The sequence below is a fragment of the Qipengyuania sp. R86523 genome (genome assembly GCF_044596365.1).
GTDB classification, from domain to species: domain Bacteria; phylum Pseudomonadota; class Alphaproteobacteria; order Sphingomonadales; family Sphingomonadaceae; genus Qipengyuania; species Qipengyuania citrea.
In genome coordinates, this window is sequence record NZ_CP138997.1 from 1,142,285 (window position 1) to 1,162,245 (window position 19,961).

Annotated in this window: 16 protein-coding genes and 1 tRNA gene; 4 read left to right on the plus strand and 13 right to left on the minus strand. The window is 64.6% G+C overall.

Features of this window, described 5'->3' with window-relative positions; all coding sequences use genetic code 11:
* Positions 1-210 precede the first annotated feature (210 nt).
* The 4 genes from SJY12_RS05620 to SJY12_RS05635 form a co-directional block, all read right to left on the minus strand.
* Positions 211-813, minus strand: coding sequence for an SDR family oxidoreductase (locus SJY12_RS05620; protein ID WP_397506378.1), 603 nt, complete (start codon positions 811-813; stop codon positions 211-213).
* Positions 814-855: 42 nt separating this feature from the next.
* Positions 856-2,235: an NAD-dependent succinate-semialdehyde dehydrogenase gene (locus SJY12_RS05625; RefSeq protein ID WP_397506379.1), complete on the minus strand. Its 1,380-nt coding sequence runs from the start codon at positions 2,233-2,235 to the stop codon at positions 856-858.
* A 184-nt stretch (positions 2,236-2,419) separates the two neighbouring features.
* Positions 2,420-3,466 (minus strand): LacI family DNA-binding transcriptional regulator, encoded by a 1,047-nt coding sequence (locus SJY12_RS05630; RefSeq protein ID WP_160767101.1) that lies wholly within the window; start codon positions 3,464-3,466, stop codon positions 2,420-2,422.
* Positions 3,467-3,472: 6 nt separating this feature from the next.
* Positions 3,473-4,807, minus strand: a complete 1,335-nt coding sequence (locus SJY12_RS05635; protein WP_063506432.1) for an MFS transporter — start codon at positions 4,805-4,807, stop codon at positions 3,473-3,475.
* Positions 4,808-4,969: 162 nt separating this feature from the next.
* Here SJY12_RS05635 and SJY12_RS05640 point away from each other — a divergent pair, with 162 nt between their 5' ends.
* From SJY12_RS05640 to SJY12_RS05650, 3 genes are all read left to right on the plus strand, one after another.
* Positions 4,970-7,447: a TonB-dependent receptor gene (locus SJY12_RS05640; RefSeq protein ID WP_397506382.1), complete on the plus strand. Its 2,478-nt coding sequence runs from the start codon at positions 4,970-4,972 to the stop codon at positions 7,445-7,447.
* A gap of 79 nt (positions 7,448-7,526) precedes the next feature.
* On the plus strand, positions 7,527-8,642 hold the full coding sequence (locus SJY12_RS05645; RefSeq protein WP_397506384.1) for a glycoside hydrolase family 68 protein: 1,116 nt from the start codon (positions 7,527-7,529) through the stop codon (positions 8,640-8,642).
* A complete protein-coding gene (locus SJY12_RS05650) occupies positions 8,639-9,526 on the plus strand; it encodes an ROK family protein (protein WP_397506386.1) in 888 nt (295 codons plus the stop codon). Before SJY12_RS05645 ends, SJY12_RS05650 begins: the two co-directional genes overlap by 4 nt.
* A gap of 47 nt (positions 9,527-9,573) precedes the next feature.
* On the opposite strand, the gene SJY12_RS05655 is transcribed toward SJY12_RS05650, so the two are convergent.
* The 8 genes from SJY12_RS05655 to SJY12_RS05690 form a co-directional block, all read right to left on the minus strand.
* Positions 9,574-10,212 carry an ankyrin repeat domain-containing protein gene (locus SJY12_RS05655; RefSeq protein WP_397506388.1) on the minus strand — a complete coding sequence of 213 codons (639 nt, stop codon included), beginning with the start codon at positions 10,210-10,212 and terminating at the stop codon, positions 9,574-9,576.
* Between the two features lie 81 nt (positions 10,213-10,293).
* A complete protein-coding gene (locus SJY12_RS05660) occupies positions 10,294-11,973 on the minus strand; it encodes a catalase (RefSeq protein ID WP_397506390.1) in 1,680 nt (559 codons plus the stop codon).
* 341 nt (positions 11,974-12,314) lie between these two features.
* Positions 12,315-13,604 (minus strand): O-acetylhomoserine aminocarboxypropyltransferase, encoded by a 1,290-nt coding sequence (locus SJY12_RS05665; RefSeq protein ID WP_397506392.1) that lies wholly within the window; start codon positions 13,602-13,604, stop codon positions 12,315-12,317.
* Positions 13,605-13,965: 361 nt separating this feature from the next.
* Positions 13,966-14,042: transfer RNA gene (locus SJY12_RS05670), tRNA-Met, on the minus strand.
* 242 nt (positions 14,043-14,284) lie between these two features.
* The gene (locus SJY12_RS05675; RefSeq protein WP_050599982.1) at positions 14,285-14,812 is read right to left on the minus strand and encodes a 2'-5' RNA ligase family protein; all 528 of its coding nucleotides are present in this window, start codon (positions 14,810-14,812) and stop codon (positions 14,285-14,287) included.
* On the minus strand, positions 14,809-15,780 hold the full coding sequence (gene mltG / locus SJY12_RS05680) for an endolytic transglycosylase MltG (protein ID WP_397506394.1): 972 nt from the start codon (positions 15,778-15,780) through the stop codon (positions 14,809-14,811). Before mltG ends, SJY12_RS05675 begins: the two co-directional genes overlap by 4 nt.
* A gap of 1 nt (position 15,781) precedes the next feature.
* Positions 15,782-17,041, minus strand: coding sequence for a beta-ketoacyl-ACP synthase II (gene fabF / locus SJY12_RS05685; protein WP_397506396.1), 1,260 nt, complete (start codon positions 17,039-17,041; stop codon positions 15,782-15,784).
* A 94-nt stretch (positions 17,042-17,135) separates the two neighbouring features.
* On the minus strand, positions 17,136-17,372 hold the full coding sequence (locus SJY12_RS05690) for an acyl carrier protein (protein WP_006834437.1): 237 nt from the start codon (positions 17,370-17,372) through the stop codon (positions 17,136-17,138).
* A 156-nt stretch (positions 17,373-17,528) separates the two neighbouring features.
* Here SJY12_RS05690 and SJY12_RS05695 point away from each other — a divergent pair, with 156 nt between their 5' ends.
* Positions 17,529-17,960, plus strand: a complete 432-nt coding sequence (locus SJY12_RS05695) for a PA2169 family four-helix-bundle protein (RefSeq protein WP_397506397.1) — start codon at positions 17,529-17,531, stop codon at positions 17,958-17,960.
* A 91-nt stretch (positions 17,961-18,051) separates the two neighbouring features.
* On the opposite strand, the gene aspS is transcribed toward SJY12_RS05695, so the two are convergent.
* The gene (aspS, locus tag SJY12_RS05700; RefSeq protein ID WP_397506399.1) at positions 18,052-19,869 is read right to left on the minus strand and encodes an aspartate--tRNA ligase; all 1,818 of its coding nucleotides are present in this window, start codon (positions 19,867-19,869) and stop codon (positions 18,052-18,054) included.
* Positions 19,870-19,961: the final 92 nt, after the last annotated feature.

A 19,961-nucleotide genomic window follows, 5' to 3' on the forward strand; every position in this document is an offset into this window, starting at 1 on the left:
TGGTTAAGTGATAGTCAGGGAAACTACTGTGCCACGTGACCTTCGATGTCATTCCCCGGTTCCCGAGCCTTTCCGAGTTTCGAACTCGCTCTACCATTGACTCATGTCCTTGGTGCTTTTCGCGGCTCGGCGAATAGGAAAAGGGGCCCCGCCGCTCACGCGGCAGGGCCCCTTTCTCATGGTTGCAGCGATGGCGCAGCGTTACCGCGATTAGCCGACGCTTTCCATATGGAGCACCTTGCCGACCCATTCCGGCGATTCCGCCGCATCGGCGAGCAATTTGGCGACATCCCCCCGGGCAGCCTCGCCCTTGGGGTCGACATTCTCGCCCAGGCGGACCTCGCCGGTCCCGCTTTCATCGGTCAGCGCGACCGGCCGCAGGATCGCATATTCGAGATCGGTCGCCTTGAGGTGTTCGTCCGCCTCGTGCTTCGCCTGCAAATAATGGCCCAGCTCGTGGTCGGGATCAGGGTCGCCCGCGCCGATACTGCTGAGCATGACGAACCGGCGCACGCCGTTCGCCACCGACAGGTCGATCAGCTTCTTCGCCCCGTCGCGGTCGACCTTGTCGGTCATTTCGGCCGAAGTGTCGCCGCCCGAACCGGCGGCAAACACGACGACGTCGCAGCCTTCGGTGACGTCGTCGGACAGGTCGGTGAGATCCGCCTGGCGCTGGACGACACCCTCGGGCAGGCCCGAGGTGTCCGAGCTTTCGCGGACCATTGCGACGGGGTTGAGCCCGCGCTCGTGCAGTTCGCGGACGAGGCGCTGGCCGGTGTTACCGGTTGCACCGGCTACCAGTACTTGCATCATAATTCTCCGAATTCCTTTTTGGGCGTGCGGGCGATTTACTGCTCAGGAAGGCAGGAAGATCGCCTTCGCATTGACGAATTCCTTCATGCCGAAGCCGCCGTGTTCGCGGCCGTAACCGGAATCCTTCACGCCGCCGAAAGGCATGTTCGGGTCGGCCGCGCCGAACGAGTTGATCCGGACCATGCCGGTGTCGAAATGGTCGCGGGCCAGGCGGACCGCTTTGTCTTCGTCCTTGGTAAAGATGCCTCCGCCGAGGCCGTAACGGCTGTCATTGGCAATCCGCATCGCGTCTTCGTCGTCCTTGGCGCGGATGACCGATGCGACCGGGCCGAAAAGTTCATCGTCATAAGCGGGCATGCCGGGCTTGCAGTCGGCGAGTACGGTGGCGGGGTAATAGCAACCGGCATCGTCTGCGGGATCTCCGCCGCAAAGCAGCGTGGCGCCCTGGTCGACGCTTTTGGAAACCTGCTCGACGATGGTGTCGAACTGTTCCTTGCTGGAAAGCGGCCCGAGCTGCGTGTCGTCCTTGGTCGGATCGCCCATGGTCACGCCCTTCATCCGTTCGACGAAGGCGGAAACGAATTCGTCATAGACCGCGTCGGTCACGATGAAGCGCTTGGCCGAGACGCAGGTTTCGCCATTGTTGTACAGTCGGCCCATGACGCAGGTCTTGACCGCGGTTTCGATATCGGCGTCTTCGAGCACGAGATAGGCGTCGTTCGAGCCGAGCTCGAGCACCGTTTTCTTGAGGTTCTTGGATGCCAGTTCGCCGATATGGCTGCCGGCGCCGTCGCTGCCGGTCATGGTCACCGCGCGGATGAGCTTGTGTTCGATCACCTTGTCCGACAGGTCATGACCGACGATGATGACATCGAACAAGCCCTTGGGCAGGCCGGCTTCCTCGCAAAGATCCCGCAGCAGCAGCCCACTACCGGTACAGATCGAGGCATGCTTGAGGATTACCGAATTGCCCGCGATCAGATTGGCAGCAAGCACACGGACCGGCTGGTAGAGCGGGAAATTCCACGGCTGCACGCTGTAGATCACGCCGATCGGCGAGAAGGTCACGATACCGCGCTTCTTGCCGCCGCTATGCGTCCGCTCCTGGTCGGCCAGCTCTTCCGGCCCCTTGTCGGCAGCATATTCGAACAAGCGCGCGCAAAGCTCGACTTCAGTCTTTCCGTCGCGCAGCAGCTTGCCCATCTCGCGCGTCATCAGTTCAGAGAAACGCTCCGAATTGTCGCGCAGCACTCCGGCGATCTTGCGGAGATAGGGTGCGCGCTCTTCATGCGACTTGCTTCGCCAGTCGAGGAACGCTTGATGCGCGTTGTCGATCTTGGCGAACACTTCCTGTTCGCTCATCACCTCATAGGTTTCGAGCACTTCGCCGGTGGCCGGGTTGCGGGTCTGTATCTGGGACATGGGGGGCCTTCTCGCTTGCATAGCGCCAACCCGCCCGGCGGATCCGGACGGCTGGCGCTGCTGATTGCATGTTCACCAGACTAACGGGACCCCCGCCCCGCCGTTCCTGTGTGACACGAGGAATGCCGCTCAGCGCGCCAGAGCGTGTGGGAAGCAGGACGGTGGCCGCAGGCGCGGCGTACGGTCAGGCGGTCTGCCGGCCGACAAGCTCGGGCGGAAGCACCACGCTCGCGGTGTTCTCGCCCCCCATCCGCCGCAGCAGGAGGTCGGCGAGGCGCGCGGCGCCCGCAGCGATATCCTGCCGGATGGTGGTCAGCGCCGGCCGGGTCTGCGAGGCAATGGGCAGATCGTCGAACCCGACGAGCTTCATCCCCCCGGGCACATCGATCCCGCGCTTCTGCAATTCGGTCATACAGGCAATCGCGAGCATGTCCGAGGCAGCGAATATTCCATCGATACCCGCCATATCGCTCGCCAGATGCGCTGCAATCTCGTCGGCGGCGTGTTCGGGGCTGAGATGGGTCGGCAGCGCACGGATCGGGACGCCCTTGTCATCGGCAACAGACTTCGCCCCCGCGTAACGGGCGGCAAATTCGATCGGGTCGGTTGATCCCAGAAAGCCGATCGTGCTGGCCCCCGCGGCGATCAGGCGTTCGGCGGCCAGCCGCCCACCGGCAAAATTGTCGGTCCCGACTACGCAATGGCGCTGGCCTTCCTGATGGTTGCCCCACACCACCATGGGCAGGAAGCGCGCCGCGGCAGCTTCTATTCGCTCGAACTGGTCCGACTGGCCGATCACGATAACCCCATCGACCATGCCCGACCCGACGAAGCGATCGAGCCAGTCCCCGTCGCGATCGGGGATGACCCGGCGCAGCATGAGGTCATAGCCGCGTTCGGTAAGCTCGTCCGCCAGATAACCGAGCAGCGTCATGAAGAACGCGTCCGAAATATGCTGCCGGCGGTCGTGTCCGAGCGGGATGGCGACGCCGATGACGCCGGTCTTCTGCCGTCGCAACCGGCTCGCCATCTGGTTGAGGCGAAAGCCATGTTCGCGCGCCAGCGCCTCGATCCGCTCGCGGGTCTTGGCGTTGACCAGGCTCTTGCCCGCAAGCGCGCGCGACACCGTACCGGGCGATACACCGGCAATCCTGGCGAGATCGGTGATCGTGCGCGCGCGCTCGGGCGGCGGCGCGAGCTCCTGCGCGGTTTCGTGCGTGGGTTCGGACATCGGGTTCTAGTTCGCCTCCGGCCGCAGGCTTTTGGGCACCGGGCGGCCCGCGTCAACGAACATTGTCGCGACCGCACCGACCAGCATCAGCACTCCGCCGAGCAGCAGCACATTGCGCGGATCGCTGCCGAGCAGCGGTTCGTAGAACAGCGGCATGGTCAGCGTCTGGATAAGCATCGGAATCACGATGAACATGTTGAAAATACCCATGTAAATGCCGTTGCGTTCGGGGGGGATGACATCGGCCAACATGACGTAGGTGTTGCCCATCATGCCTGCCCAGCCGATGCCGATACCCAGCATCAGCACGAACAGCGCGGCGGGTGTCTCGACCCCGGGGATGAGCAGCATCGCCGCGCCCGACGCGGTCAGGCAGATGGCATGCACCAGCCGCGCGCCCAGTTTGCGCACGATCGGGATCAGCAGGAGCGCGCCGAGGAAGGCGATGAAATTGTAGAGCGCCCCGGCCTGCTGCGTCGTCAGCGTCGCGTCCCTGAACGCCGCGCTGGAGGGATCGGAGGTATCGTAAATCGAACGGCCGACCGCGAAAGTGATGTACTGCCAATAGGCGAACATCGCATACCACTGGCACAGCATCGCCACCGACAGCTGCCGCATCGCCCTGGGCATGTCCTTGATCGCGCTGCCGATTTCACCAAGCGTCGCCTTGACGGTCATGGGCTTGCCGACAAGGTCCGCCTTTTCCTGCGCCGTCATCGGCAATTCGGGTACCCGCCAGACTGACCAGACAATAGTGCTTATCGAGAGGATCGCGCCGATGATGAAGGCAATCTTCACGATGACGGGAATGCCATTCGCATCGAGCACGTCCTTGGCAACGAAAGCAGTCAGCAGCGTCGGCGCAAGATAGGACAGGGTCTGCGCCAGGCCGGTAAACGCGCTCTGGGTCAGGAAGCCGGTGGCGCGCTGATCGGGCACCAGCCGGTCGGCGACATAGGCGCGGTAGGGTTCCATCGTGATGTTGTTGCCGGCGTCGAGGATCCACAGCAGGCTGGCGGCCATCCACAGCGCGCTGGAATAGGGCATCAGGAACAGGCTTATCGAACAGATGATTGCGCCGATCAGGAAATAGGGCGTGCGCCGGCCCCAGCGCGACTGGGTGCGGTCGCTCATTGCCCCGATGATAGGTTGCACCAGCAGGCCGGTCATCGGTCCGGCGAGCCACAGCAGCGGCATCGTCGCCTCGTCCGCGCCGAGGAAGCCGTAGATCGGCCCCATGTTCGCCTGCTGCAGACCGAAACTGAACTGCAAGCCGAAGAAGCCGACGTTCATCTCGATGATTCGTAGCAGCGAAAGCCGCGGTTTTCCTGTGACTTGCATATCCGGTACTCTCTCCCAGCCCCACCTGTAGCAGCGACGTCGAGCAAGTTGGTGTCACAAACAACGCCCGATTGCAAACGTTTGCATTTTAGTATTGCAAACGTTTGCACCAGCGGTATGTCTAAGGGGCGAATCGAAAGAATTCCATCTGGGAGAGCAATGATGAAACTTCGCAACGTGCTTGCTGCCGGGGTCGCGCTGTCGGCGATATCCGCCCCCGCCTTCGCTCAGGAAGGCGCACCCGCTGCCGATGGCGACCCCGTCCTCGGTGACAATGTCATCATCGTCACCGCGGTCGCACAGGGCCAGAACCGTCTGGAAAGCTCGGTCTCGGTCAGCGCGCTCGACGCGGAATTGATCGCCGATCTCAACCCCAGCTCTTCCGCCGATCTCATCCGCCAGATCCCCGGCATCCGTTCGGAAGCCTCGGGCGGCGAAGGCAATGCCAATATCGCGGTTCGCGGCATTCCGGTCTCGACCGGCGGCGCGCGCTATATCCAGCTGCAGGAAGACGGGCTCCCGGTCCTCGAATTCGGCGATATCGTGTTCGGCAATGCCGACAATTTCGTGCGCGCCGATCGCAATGTCGGCCGTGTCGAGGCGGTCCGCGGCGGCTCGGCCTCGACCTTTGCCTCGAACTCGCCGGGCGGGGTGATCAACTTCATCTCGAAGACCGGGCTCGAAGAAGGCGGCGCGGTTGCCGGCACGATCGGCATCGATCACGAAACCTACCGGCTCGACTTCGATTACGGCGGCGCGCTCGACGCAACCAGCTATTTCCATGTCGGCGGTTTCTACCGCACCGGCGAAGGCGTTCGCGACACCGGTTTCAACGGCAAGGAAGGCGGCCAGATCAAGGCCAACCTCACCACCGAATTCGACGGCGGCTACATCCGCGTACACGGCAAGTATCTCGACGACAGCACGCCGACGATCCTGCCGCAGCCGGTGGCCGTGACCGGGACCGACAGCGATCCGGATTATACCGCGATCGCCAATTTCGACCCGCGCACCGCGTCGCTCTACAGCCGGTACATCCCGGCGGCGCGGACGCTCGATGGCGACAACAACCCGACGACTTACGACATCCACGACGGCCTGTCGGTCAAGAGCGCTGCATTCGGCGTCGAGGCGGAAGTCGAGTTCGCCCCCGGCTGGACGCTGACCAACCGCTTTCGCTACGCCGACAACAACGGCAGCTTCGTTTCGCCCTTCCCCGCCAGCGTGGGCGATGCGCAGACGATTGCCGACGGGATCGGCGGCGCCGGTTCGAGCATCGTTCTGGCCAGCGGCCCCGATGCGGGCCAGACGGTCGCCAACCCGGCGACCCTGGGCGGCAACGGCCTGCTGACCAATGTCGTATTGTTCAACGTCCGCCTGAACGATCTCGACTACCTGGTAAACGATCTGCGGGTCGCCAAGGATTTCGATGTCGGCAGCGGCAGCGCGACCTTCACCGCGGGCTTCTATGGCAGCCGCCAGGACATCGACACCGACTGGCTGTGGACGTCCTATGTCCAGACGGTCGAAGGTGACGGCAATTCGGTGCTCGTCGATATCGTCGATGCCGGCGGCAACGTCGTCACCGATACGGGCGTGGCCGGTTACAGCGCCAGCTTCTTCGGCAATTGCTGCCGCCGCAATTACGATGTGCGCTACGACACCTATGCGCCCTTCGCCTCGCTGGCCTTCGATTTCGATCGTGTGACCTTCGACGCCAGCATCCGCTACGATTTCGGCAGCGCCAAGGGCACGATCACCGGCTCGGATACCGGTTTCGGTGCTGGCGTGACCGCATTCGACTTCGACAATGACGGGGTTATCAGCCCCGCCGAAGCGCAGACCGGCGTGCTCCCGCTCGGCAACGCCCGCCCGGTCGATTACGATTACGACTATTTCTCCTTCTCGGTCGGCGCCAGCTACCTGCTGACCTACGACCTGTCGCTGTTCGCCCGCTACAGCCAGGGTGGCCGCCATACGGCAGACCGCAGCCTGTTCTCCCCCGCGATCAGCGCGGTGGACGGCAGCCTGCCGGGCGACGACGACAACGGCGTGATTGCCTCGGTCGACCAGCTCGAAGGCGGGCTGAAATACCAGGGCGGCAATGTCGATCTCTACGCGACCGCCTTCTATGCCGAGACCGCCGAAACCAATGTCGAAATCGCCCCGCTGCGGCTGACCGACAACACCTATGAAGCCTTCGGCCTCGAACTCGAGGGAAGCTATTCGGTGGGTCCCTTCTCGCTGTCGGCCGGTGCCACCTGGACCGATGCGGAGATCAAGGAATCGCTCAACGCCGCGGTGATCGGCAACACGCCGCGGCGCCAGGCCGATCTCGTCTTCCAGGGGACCGCGCAGTACGAGAACGATGTCTTCACCGTCGGCCTCAACGCGATCGGCACCACGGACAGCTACACGCAGGACAACAACCAGCTGAAGCTGCCCGGCTATACGCAGGTCAATGCCTTCGTCGCCGTGCGTCCGATGGACCGGCTCGAACTGTCGCTCAATGCCAGCAATCTGTTCGACGTCTACGGTTACACCGAAGCCGAAGAAGGTACGATCCCGGGCAATGGCCTGGTCCGCGCCCGTTCGATTGCCGGACGCAGCATTCTCGCTTCCGCCCGTATCGACTTCTGACCCAGTGTCAGGACACCGGGCCGGCCGGGTCCCCTACCCCCGGTCGGCCCACCCTTTCCTCCCATCTGTGGACGCTGAGATGACAAGCGTATGGACACGCGAAGACGCCAGCAGGATCGACCCGCGTCCTGAGAACCGGATTTCCGAAATTACCCGGCCGCGCCGGAGCGACCTCGACCGCGACCGCGTCTATTGGGACATGTGGCCGATCCAGGACCGCGACGGGTGGATCGCCGATTGCCGCGGCCGCGAATTATGGATGGCGCTGACTGCACCCGATCGGGGCGATCCCAGCCTGCGCCATTTCGAAGCCAAGATCCGCCTGCTCGAACGCAAGCCGGACGGCTGGACCGATCTCGGCGACGTGCTGCCCGATCGCGCAGTGCCTTACGAACGCGAATGGGCGGGTTCGGCCGTTACCGATGGCACGACCGTCAGCCTGTACTTCACCGCCGCAGGCACTGCCGAGAAGCCCGGCGGTTACCAGCAAGCGCTCTATGAAACGCATGCGCGGATGCGCGAGGACGGGCTGCCGGTCGACTGGTCGGTTCCCGCCCCGTCGGTGCCGGTGATCACCGATGACTACCAGCCTGCCGACGCGCACGAAGGCGAGGCCGGGAAGATCAAGGCGTTCCGCGACCCCGCCTATTTCCGCGACCCCGCCGATGGCCGCGAGTATCTGGTCTTCACCGCCTCGCTCGCCAATGCGCAGAGCGAATTCAACGGCGCAGTGGGCATTGCCCGCAAGGATGGGGCGCAGTGGAACCTGTTGCCGCCGCTGGTCCATGCCGATGGCGTCAACAACGAGCTCGAGCGCGCGCATGTGGTGTTCCACGACGGGCGCTATCACCTGTTCTGGGTAACGCAGAGTTCGACCTTCGCCCCGGGTCTGCGGCATGCCCCCAACGGGATGTACGGCATGGTCGCAGACAGCCTGTTCGGCCCCTACCGCCCGCTGAACCACAGCGGCCTGGTGCTGGCCAATCCCAGCGACGAGCCGATGCAGAGCTACAGCTGGTTCGCCTCGCGCGAACTGATCGTGTCGAGCTTCGTCGATTTCTGGGGCATGGACGGGCGCGAATTGCCGCGCGACCATTCCCAGGTGGCCGACCGCTTCGGCGGCGTCCCCGCGCCGCTGCTGCAGTTGACGATCAAGCAGGACCGCTGCGAATTGTTGCAGACGATGGACGCATGACCGGCGCGCGGCCGCTGTTCGGCGGGATCGAGGCGGGCGGGACCAAGTTCGTCCTTGCAGTCGGCCATTCGCCTACCGAAATCCTCGCGCGCCACGCCCTCCCCACGCGCGCGCCCGAGGCCACGCTGCGCCAGACCGAAGCATGGTTTCGCGAACAGGGCCCGCTGGCCGCGCTCGGCATCGCCAGTTTCGGCCCGGCGGTGGTCGATCGGGCTGACGGCAGCTGGGGCCATATCGGGACCACGCCCAAGCCCGGCTGGTCGGGCTGCGACCTTGCCGGCCATTTCGCGCACGCATTCGATGTTCCGGTCGGCTTCGATACCGATGTGAATGGCGCCGCTCTGGCGGAAAGCGCTTTCGGGGCCGGCCGCGAGCTGACCTCGCTCGCCTATGTCACCGTGGGCACCGGGATCGGCGGCGGGCTGGTTGTCGATGGCCGGGCTCTGCACGGCGCGGCGCATCCCGAAATGGGGCACCTGTTCCCGCGGCGGCATCCTGCAGACGGCGACTTTGAAGGGATCTGTCCTGCGCATGGCGATTGCCTCGAAGGGCTGGCCTGCGGGCCGGCGATCATGCAGCGCTGGGGGGCCTCGCTGTCCGACCTGCCCGACGACCACGAAGCGCACGCGGTCATTGCGTCCTATCTCGGCCAGCTGTGCCACGCGATCTTCGCCATGACCGCCGCCGAAATCGTCGTGCTGGGCGGCGGGGTAATGCACACCCCCGGCCTGCTGGAGCGCACGCGTGAAGCGGCAGCGCGCCTCGATCGGGGTTACCTGCCCGGCGGGGCCCGCCACGCGATCGTGGCACCGGCGCTCGGCCCCAATGCGGGAATTGCCGGGGCGATCCTGCTTGCGCAGGCGGCCCGCGCGGAAAACAGCTAGGCGCCCACCGCACGCAGGCGGCGGGCGCCTTGACGCGCTTATTTCGCCTACGGCGTTCCGACCATCGCGGCCACGGCCTCATTGCCCTGTGCCAGCGCGACCGAAGCCGCGGTGTTGCCCTGGAGATCGACCACCCCGGCATCCGCGCCCGCCGCCAGCAGCAGTTCGATCTGACGTTCGCGGCCGAACATCGCCGCCATCATCAGCGCGGTCTGGCCCATCGCATTGGTCGCGTTGATATCGCAGCCGGTGGCGATCAGCTGGCTGGCGATCGCATCATGGCCGCGGAAGGCGACACCCATCAGCGCCGTATTGCCGCGTGCATCGCCGGGCTTGCAGGGATCCGCGCCGGCTTCGACCAGTGCCGAAACCATTTCGCCGTGACCGGCATAGGCCGCGAGGATCAGCGGGGTGAAGCCCTGCTCGTTCGTCGCGTCGAGATCGGCGCCCAGCTTGACGAGGCCGTCGACCAGATCGACCCGATTGAGCCGCGCGGCATCGAACAGCAACGCCTGCGCGCGATCCGGTCCGGGAAGTTCGGCCGAAGCCGCGGGTGCGCCCTCTTCCGCGGGCTGGGGGTGTTCATGCCCGTGGGCATGGGCGTGCGCATGTTCCTGCGCTTGCAGCGGCATCGCCGCGCAGGCCAGCGCCGCCAGCGGCAGCAGCCGCGTCGTGAATGTCATCATGGAATTGGTCTTTCGTGGAGGGAGGTGTGGCGGCACCGCGCCTGCCCGGAGAGGCCGGACGCGGTGCCGCGAGGTCTGGCGTCAGGGGCTCGGGAAGGTCTGCGGCGCCGCGGCGTTGAATTCGGCCACGGCCTGCATCACGTCCGGCATGGCCACATCGACCGCTCCGGCCAGCCGCGTGCCGTATTCGGGATCGGCCTGGTAGAAATAGCTCACCATGATCGTCCGCGTGCGGTCCGACACGACCTGGCCGAGGTCGCCCGACAGATTGGCGATGAGCTGCGCCTTGTCGGCTTCCGACAGCGACCGCCAGAAGATGCCGGGCTGCTCGAAATCGGGCGTCTTCTCGATCTGCTTCTGATCGACCATCGCCATGATCTCGTAATTCGAATAGCGCGCCCGCGCCGGGGTCTGCTTGGGAGCCATCGCCGAGGGGAAGTAGTTGACGTGGCTTTCGCGGCCCGAACGGTTGAGCTGGCCGTTCTGGTTGTTGTTGAGCGGCCCGTCGCCGGCCTCGGCCACGCGCGGCGCGTTCACTTCGAGATCGAACAGGTTGGCACCCACCCGGTAGCGCTGCGTATCGGCATAGGAGAACAGCCGGCCCTGCAGCATGCGATCGGGCGAAGGCTCGATACCCGGGACCATGTTGCTCGGCGCGAAAGCCGATTGCTCGGTCCATTCGAAGAAGTTCTCCGGCACCTCGTCGAGCGTCATCTCGCCGATCTTCATCCAGGGACGGTCGAGCCATTCCTTGGTGTCGTCGAACGGATTGTAGTCGAGCGACCCGATTTCGGCGACGGGGAGGACCTGCATCATCAGGTTCCAGCTCGGGTGGTCACCGCGCGAGATCGCGCCGTAGAGATCGTCGGTCAGGTAATTGAAGCCCGCTTCCTTGGCTTGCGCCGCGGTATAGTTCTTCACGCCCTGGTCGCTGATCCAGCGGAACTTGGCGAACACCTGCTCGCCCTCGTCGTTGACGAGGCGGAAGGCGTGCACGCCATTGCCGTCCATCTCGCGGTATGACGCGGGCGTGCCGAGATTGGTGTAGAGATGCGTCAGCATGTTCGTCGCTTCGGGAACATGGCTGAAGAAATCGAAGAAACGGTTGGGATCCTGCCGGTTGGTCACCGGGTCGGGCTTGAGCGAATGGACCATGTCGGGGAACTGCATGGCATCGCGGATGAAGAACACCGGCAGGTTGTTGCCCACCAGGTCCCAATTGCCCTCGTCGGTGTAGAACTTGGTCGCGAAGCCATGCGGATCGCGCAGATATTCCGGGCTCAGATGGCCGTGGATGACGCTGGAAAAGCGCACGAACACAGGCGTTTCCTTACCCGGCTGGAACAGGCTGGCCATGCTGTAGTCGGAAATGTCTGCAGTGGCACGGAACATGCCCTTGGCGCCCGTACCGCGGGCGTGGACCACGCGCTCCGGCACGCGCTCGCGGTCGAACCGCGCCAGCTTCTCGATCAGATGCGCGTCTTCGAGCAGCACCGGCCCCATGTCGCCGGCGGTCTTCGAATTGCGGTTGTCACCCACCGGCGCGCCATTGTCGCGGCGGTAGATCGGGGCCGCGCCCGTCGGCGTCTCGATCACGCTCATGGGGACGACTTCGACGCGCTCGGCGGTCTGCATGCGCGATGCGACCTGCGCCTGCTGCGGCGCGAGCTGCTGCGCGGCGGCGGCCGTGGCCAGCGACGAGATCCCCGCCAGCAGGGCGGTGCAACGTGCGAATGTAATGGAAGCAGTCTTGGCGGACATTCATTTTCCCTTTTACCCGCGGCGCACCAGCGCGCCGCTCGATTGAACTGTGTCGCGGGCTGGTGGCAGCAGAAGGGAAGAGAACGAAACGCGGAATATCGTTCACGACAATCGATATAATTGAATATGTTAGACGGGCACGCCGTCAATTGCGCGCCAACGCGGGGCACGGCGGCCGCCATGACACCCGCGTCCCCGCGCCGCGAAATGCGGATCACATGGCGCGCCCAGAGCATGCGGGGCGGGACCCGGCCTGGCCCCCGCGCGGCACCAATTCTCGCCGATGGCCCGCCGCCGGGAAGGAGCCCTCCCCCTCCCCGCCGCAGCGGCCGCGGGGTTCGTCAGAGGCTCTGCAGCGCCTTGTCCAGATCGGCGATGATATCGTCGACATGTTCGATGCCGACCGAGACGCGCACCACGTCCGGCCCTGCTCCCGCGGCGACCAGCTCGGCCTCGCCCAGCTGGCTGTGCGTGGTCGAGGCGGGATGGATGATCAGCGAGCGCGTATCGCCGATATTGGCGAGATGGCTGAACAACTCGACCTGCGAGACCAGCTTCACCCCGGCGTCGTAGCCACCCTTCAGCCCGAAGGTGAACACCGCCCCGCCCTTGCCGCCGAGATATCTGTCGGCGAGCGGCTTGTAGGCATTGGTCTCGAGCCCGGCATAGGACACCCATGCCACCTGCTCGTGGTTCTCCAGCCATTCGGCCACGGCGAGCGCGTTGGCGCAGTGCCGTTCCATGCGCAGCGCGAGCGTTTCCATCCCGGTCAGCGCCAGCCATGCGTTCTGCGGGGCCATGGCCGGCCCCAGGTCACGCAGGCCAAGCACGCGGCAGGCCGTGATGAAGGCGATCGGCCCGATGGGCTCCAGCGCATCGACGAGCACGGCCCCGTGATAGGATCCGTTGGGCTGCGTCAGGCTGGGAAACTTGTCCCCCGCCGCCTTCCAGTCGAACTTGCCCGAATCCACGATCACCCCGCCGACCGCATTGCCGTGACCGTTGAGGAACTTGGTCGTCGAATGCGTCACGATGTCCGCGCCGTGTTCGAACGGACGGCACAGCATCGGCGTGGCCATCGTGTTGTCGACGATCAGCGGGACGCCGTGATCATGCGCGACATCGGCAATCGCCGCGATGTCGGTGACCACGCCGCCCGGATTGGCGAGGCTCTCGACGAAGACGCAGCGCGTCTTGTCGTCCATCGCCGCGCGGACGTTGGCGGGATCGTCAGCATCGACAAAACGCGTTTCCCAGCCGAACTTGCGGAATGCCTCGCCCATCTGGTTGAGCGAGCCGCCATAGAGCTTCTTCGCCGCGACGATGTTGCACCCCGGTTCCATCAGCGTGTGGAAGGCGACCAACTGCGCCGCATGGCCGCTGGCAACGCCCAGCGCGCCGACCCCGCCCTCCAGCGCCGCGATCTTCTTCTCGAGCGCATCGTTGGTGGGGTTCATGATCCGCGAATAGATGTTGCCGAACTGCTTGAGCGCAAACAGGTCCGCGGCATGCTCGGCGCTGTCGAAGACGTAGCTGGCCGTCTGGTAGATCGGCGTGATCCGCGCATTGGTCGCGGGGTCGGGCTCGCACCCGGCATGCACGGTGAGCAATTCGAGTTTCAGATCTGTCATGGGGCATCCTGTCCGGTGGAATTGCCCCGAAGGGAGCAGCTAAGCCCGCCCCCCGTCAACCGCATTCTCATGCTCAGCGAAGCTTGCATTCGCATGGTCGGGACCTGTTCGCCGTCGCGCAAACTCAGCACCTCGACCCTGTCCGCGGTCATGGTAACCGAATGCTCGAATAGTGCAGACAGCTTTGCGTCCGCGGTGACCACAGCCCACCGATCGCATTTCCCCTGCTGACTAACGCGACTTAAGCAACTCACCGCAGGATGGGATGGGAGTGATCGCGTAGCTGCACCGTCGGCGCGCCTGATATGGCCCACTACTATTAACTTCGCCGGCCTGCGATACAGCAACCATATCGGGAAAATGGTAGCGGAGGAGGGACTTGAACCCCCGACACGCGGATTATGATTCCGCTGCTCTAACCACCTGAGCTACTCCGCCCCAAAGAGGCATGCCGGGGCAATAGCCCGCTCGGCAGGCGGCGCGTTTAGGGCGGTCGGGGCATGCGGTCAACCGCGCAAATGCGTATTGTCCGTGATTTCTTCAGGCGGTCGCGTTCGGGGGCCTGCGGGGCGCCGTTTGCCGCCGATGGACAGCGCATCGAACAGGCCGGGCAGCGCGCCATTTCCGGGGTGCCGCCGACACCTGACGCGCACCACCTGAGCGGCGATCGGCGGGCACGCTTAGGGTGCGGCGGTGCCGCGAAAGGCGAAGTCCCGCACCCGCTCCCACGGGCCGCCGCGGTAGCGAAACAGTTCGAGGCCGCGAAAGGCGAACGGCGCCGGGGCGATCGTCCCCGCCAGCTGCGCCTGCAGCGCCTTCGCTTCCTTGCCCGTGACCTTGTTCTGGATCGTGACATGCAGGCGCGGACGCTGCTGGTCCTGCTGCGTCAGCAATCCGTGGAAGTGATCGGCAATGATGCCGCGCAGATCGAGCATGGCGGGCGCAGAAAGCTTTATCGCGGTGCCCCGCCCCAGCGACATCAGCCCTTCGACCTGCCCCGGCACCGGCGCGAATTCCGCCGCCATGCGCTTGAGAACGCTGCAGGCTTCCGCCTCGCACATCGCCGGCAATGCGTGGAACAGCGTGACATGCGCTTCGAGATAATTGCGTTCGGGCGGGAAATGGGCAGTGCGCAGCGCGGTGAAACGCGCATGTAGATCGCGCGGGAGCTGCGCGGTGAGGATCAGCGGGGCGTCTTCCCCGCTCACATTTCCCCGCGCTGACGGCGGATTTCGAACCACTTGGCGACGTTGCGGTTATGCTCTTCCAGCGTCTCCGCAAAGGCATGGCCACCGGTACCATCGGCAACCATGTAGCGCGCGCTCGTTTCCGCCGGGTCCAGCACCGCCGCGATCGCCTCGCGCCCGGGATTGGTGATCGGACCCTTGGGCAGGCCGACCATCGTATAGGTGTTGTAGTCGTTGATCGCGGCGATTTCGGACTGGCGGATGCGCCGGCCCAGCGGCTTGCCCTTGGTCAGCGGGTAGATGATGGTGGGATCGGCCTGCAGCAGCATGCCGTCCTTGACTCGGTTCGAATACAGACCGGCGACCATCCTGCGTTCCCGTGCGACGCCGGTTTCCTTTTCCACGATCGATGCGAGGATCACGGCCTTCTGGACGCTGTCGACCGCAATATCGTCCGCGCGCTTGGGCCAGGCTTCGGCGAGATAGTTCTGCATCGCCGCCTGCATCCGCGCAAGCACTGCGCTGCGCGCCTCGCCGCGTTCGAAATCATAGGTATCGGGCAGCACCGAGCCTTCGACCGGCACCGGGATTTCGCCGGTCAGGTGATCTTCCGCCATCAGCCGTTCGTGGACGAGGATCGACGGCAGGCCTTCGGGGATGGTGACGAAGCGGCGGATCACCTCGCCATGCTGGAACGTGTCGAGGATCGCGGCGCTGCTGGCCCCGGCGGGGAGCAGGAATTCGCCGGCCAAGATCGGATCCGAGGAGCCGAGGATCTTGGCGCGCAGCAGGAATCCCTGCGGATCGGCGATCACGCCTTCCTCAGCCAGCTTTTCGGCGACCGAGGTCAGGCTCGCACCCGAGGGGACGATGAAATTCGTATCCTCCTCGATCTCGGCACTGCCCCACCAGCCCGAGACGAACCAGATCGCCGCGACGGCAAGGACCAGCGAGAGGACGCCTGCGAGGAGGCACCCGGCCTTTTTCACGTCAATCGACCTTCTGGACGATCAGCGAGGCATTGGTGCCGCCGAATCCGAAGCTGTTGTTCAGCGCGGCGCGCACTTCGCGCTGCTTGGCTTGCTTGGGCACGAGATCGACGCCTTCGGTGCCTTCGTCCGGATTGTCGAGATTGAGCGTGGGCGGCACGATCTGGTCGCGGATCGCGAGGATGCAGAAAATCGCCTCGACCGCGCCGGCGCCGCCGAGCAGGTGCCCGATCGCCGATTTGGTGCTGCTCATCGACGCGCCGCTGAGATCGTCGCCCAGCACGCGCTTGACCGCGCCGAGCTCGATCGTGTCGGCCATGGTCGACGTGCCATGCGCGTTGACGTAATCGATATCGCCGGGCGCGAGACCGGCCTTCTTCAACGCCATGCGCATCGCCAGTTCGGCACCCTTGCCCTCGGGATGCGGCGCGGTGACGTGATAGGCATCGCCCGACAGGCCGTAACCGGTGACTTCGGCGTAGATCGTCGCGCCACGCGCCTTGGCGTGTTCGTATTCCTCGAGCACCACCACGCCCGCGCCTTCGCCCATGACGAAACCGTCGCGGTCCTTGTCGTAGGGGCGGCTGGCCTCGGTCGGCCGGTCGTTCATGCTCATGTTGAGCGCGCGGGCCTGCGCGAAGCCGGCCACGCCCAGCGGGTTGATGGTGCCCTCGGCCCCGCCCGCCAGCATGACGTCGGCATCGTCGAGTGCGATCATCCGCGCGGCATCGCCGATCGAATGCGCGCCGGTCGAACAGGCTGTCACCACCGCGTGATTGGGGCCCATCAGGCCGTATTTGATCGAGACTTGGCCCGAGATGAGATTGATCAGCCGCCCGTGGACGAAATGCGGCAACACGCGGCCGGGACCGCGTTCGTGCAGCACGATGCTTTCCTTCTCGATCCCCGGCAACCCGCCGATGCCCGAGCCGATCGAGACACCGGTGCGTAGCTTGAGCTCGTCGTCCATGTCGACAAGACCCGCATCCTCGAGCGCCTGGCCCGCCGCGTCGATGCCATAGACGATGAACGGATCGACCTGCCGCTGGACCTTGTGATCGACGCGCTTGTCGGGATCGAAGCCGAATTCATGGTCCTTGGGCTTCACCTCGCAGGCGATGGTGCATTTCTGCCCTTCGGTGTCGAAGCGCGTGATTTGCGCGGCTCCGCTCTTGCCCGCGATCAGGTTCTTCCAAGAAGTCTCCACGTCCCCGCCGAGGGGGGTGACGAGGCCAAGTCCGGTTACGACCACACGACGCATGTAATTCTCCGCAGATAAGACAACAGGCCCGGCCCGCTATGGGGTCGGGCCTGTCCGGTCCCGCATATAGTGCAGGATTCGAAAAGCGCGAGCCTTAGCCCTTGTGCTCTTCGATATACTTGGTCGCGTCGCCGACGGTGGTGATCTTCTCGGCCGCATCGTCGGGGATTTCGACGCCGAATTCCTCTTCGAAGGCCATGACCAGCTCGACGATGTCGAGGCTGTCCGCACCGAGATCGTCGATGAAGCTGGCTTCCTGGGTGACCTTGTCGGCCTCGACGCCGAGGTGCTCGACGACAATTTTCTGCACGCGGTCGGCAGTATCGCTCATTTGTATCCCTCTCGAATTTGGGGGTTTCTGAATTGCCAATCGCCCTAATCAACGGAGCGGCGCAGCGCAAGGGCAACTCGCCGTGTACCCCGGACCCAAACGCGTTGCGGTTGATTTCCCCTGCATAGCACACACTGCAAAAAGGGAAATAAAACAATGGCTAGCACCGTTTTCAAGAGCCTCACCGACACCACTTTCAATTCCGTCGAAGGCTATCGCCAGGCGGCCGAAACCGCCAACAATCCGCAGCTGACGCAGGCCCTGCAGCAGCGCGGCCAGGAGCGCGGCCAGACGTTGCAGCAGATGAATGCCGAACTGCAGCGCCAGGGCGAGGAACTGGTCACCAAGGGCACGCTGACCGGCGAAGCGCACCAGATGTGGCAGAGCGTGACCGCCGCCTTCGAGAACAACGACGAAGCGGCCGCCGAGCGCGTCGAGGAAGGCGAGGACTACATCAAGAGCAAGTTCCAGCAGGCGCTCGAGAGCGACCAGCTCGAAGTGCAGGAGCGCGCGGTCGTCCAGCAGGCATATAGCGAGATTTGTGCCGGCGAACGCTTCGGCAACTTCGCCGCGACGCAGTTCGACTGACATATCGCTGAATAACGAAGAAAGGGCGCGGGATCCGGTCCCGCGCCCTTTTTCGTTCGCGCTGCGCGGCTTGTCGCCCTGCGCTTGCCGGTCAGTCGCCCGCGCGGTCGACGCGGGTCGCCTCTGCCCCCTGCGGCTTGGGCGCATCGACGGTCCGGATATGGACATCGCGCAACTGGCGCGGACTGACGAGGCTGGGTGCACCCATCATCAGGTCCTGCGCCTTCTGGTTGAGCGGGAAGGCAATCACTTCGCGGATATTGGGTTCGTCCGCCAGCAGCATCACGATCCGGTCGATCCCCGGGGCCGAACCGCCATGCGGCGGGGCGCCGAGCTTGAACGCCTCGATCATGCCGCTGAAGTTCTCGTCGACATCGGCCTGGCTGTATCCGGCCAGTTCGAAAGCCTTGTACATGATGTCCGGGCGGTGGTTCCGGATCGCGCCCGAGGACAGCTCGTAGCCGTTGCAGACGATGTCGTACTGCCACGCGAGGATGTCGAGCGGGTCCTTGGTTTCCAGCGCTTCCATCTCGCCCTGCGGCATCGAGAAGGGGTTGTGGCTGAAATCGATTTTCTTCTGTTCTTCGTCATATTCGAACATCGGGAAATCGACGATCCAGCAGAACTTGAAGCAGCCTTCCTCGATAAGGCCGAGTTCCTCGGCCACGCGGGTACGCGCGGCGCCGGCCAGCTTGGCGGCGTCCTTTTCCTTGCCCGCGGCGAAGAACAGGCCGTCGTTTTCGCCCAGCCCCAGCTCGGCATAGAGCTTTTCCATGCCTTCGGTGCCGTGGTTCTTAGCGATCGGCCCGCCGAACTCGCCGCCCTTGCGGGTGACATAGCCGAGCCCGGCAAAACCTTCGCGGCGTGCCCAGTCGTTCATTTCGTCGAAGAACTTGCGGCTCTTCTCATGCGTGCTCGGTGCGGGGATCACCCGGACCCGGCCGCCGCCGCCCACGATCTTCTCGAACAGGCCGAAGCCGGAGGTTTCGAAATGTTCGGTCACGTCCGAGATGATCAGCGGATTGCGTAGGTCGGGCTTGTCGCTGCCGTATTTGAGCATCGCTTCGGCATAGGGGATGCGCGGGAACTCGCCCGCGGGCGTGACGCTCTTGCCGCCCGAGAATTCCTCGAACACGCCGGCCAGCACGGGCTCGATCGTCTGGAAGACGTCTTCCTGCGTGACGAAGCTCATCTCGAAATCGAGCTGGTAGAATTCGGGGCTGCGGTCGGCGCGCAGGTCTTCGTCGCGGAAGCATGGCGCGATCTGGAAGTACCGGTCGAAGCCCGCCACCATCAACAGCTGCTTGAACATCTGCGGAGCCTGCGGAAGCGCATAGAAATGGCCGGGATGCAGGCGGCTGGGGACCAGATAGTCGCGCGCGCCTTCGGGGCTCGATGCGCCGAGGATCGGGGTCTGGAACTCGCTGAAGCCCTGCTCGATCATCCGGCGGCGCAGCGAGGTAATGACCCGGTTGCGCAGCATGATATTAGCGTGGACACGCTCGCGGCGCAGGTCGACGAAACGGTATTTCAGGCGCGTTTCCTCGGGATAGTCCTCTGCCGAATTGACGATCAGCGGCAGGTCATCGGCACGGCTCTGGACATTGACCGAGCGCGCGAAGACCTCGATTTCGCCGGTCGGCAGGTTGGCGTTGACCGCAGCGCCGTCGCGGGCCTTAACCACGCCGTCGATGGTGACCACCAATTCCAGCTTCATCTTGTCGAGGATCGGCAGTGCCTCGCTGTCCTCGTCGGCTACGATCTGGGTGATGCCGTAATGGTCGCGCAGATCGACGAACAGCACGCCGCCATGGTCGCGCTTGTTGTGGACCCAACCCGACAGGCGAACGGTTTCGCCGACATTGTCCTTGGTCAGCTGGGCGCAGGTATGGGTGCGGTAGGCGTGCATGAAAAGCTCGATCTTTCTGCCGGAATCGGATGGGACCGCGCGCGCATCCGGGCGCGGCGCGAAAGCGCGCCCCTAACAGCCATCGAGGGCTG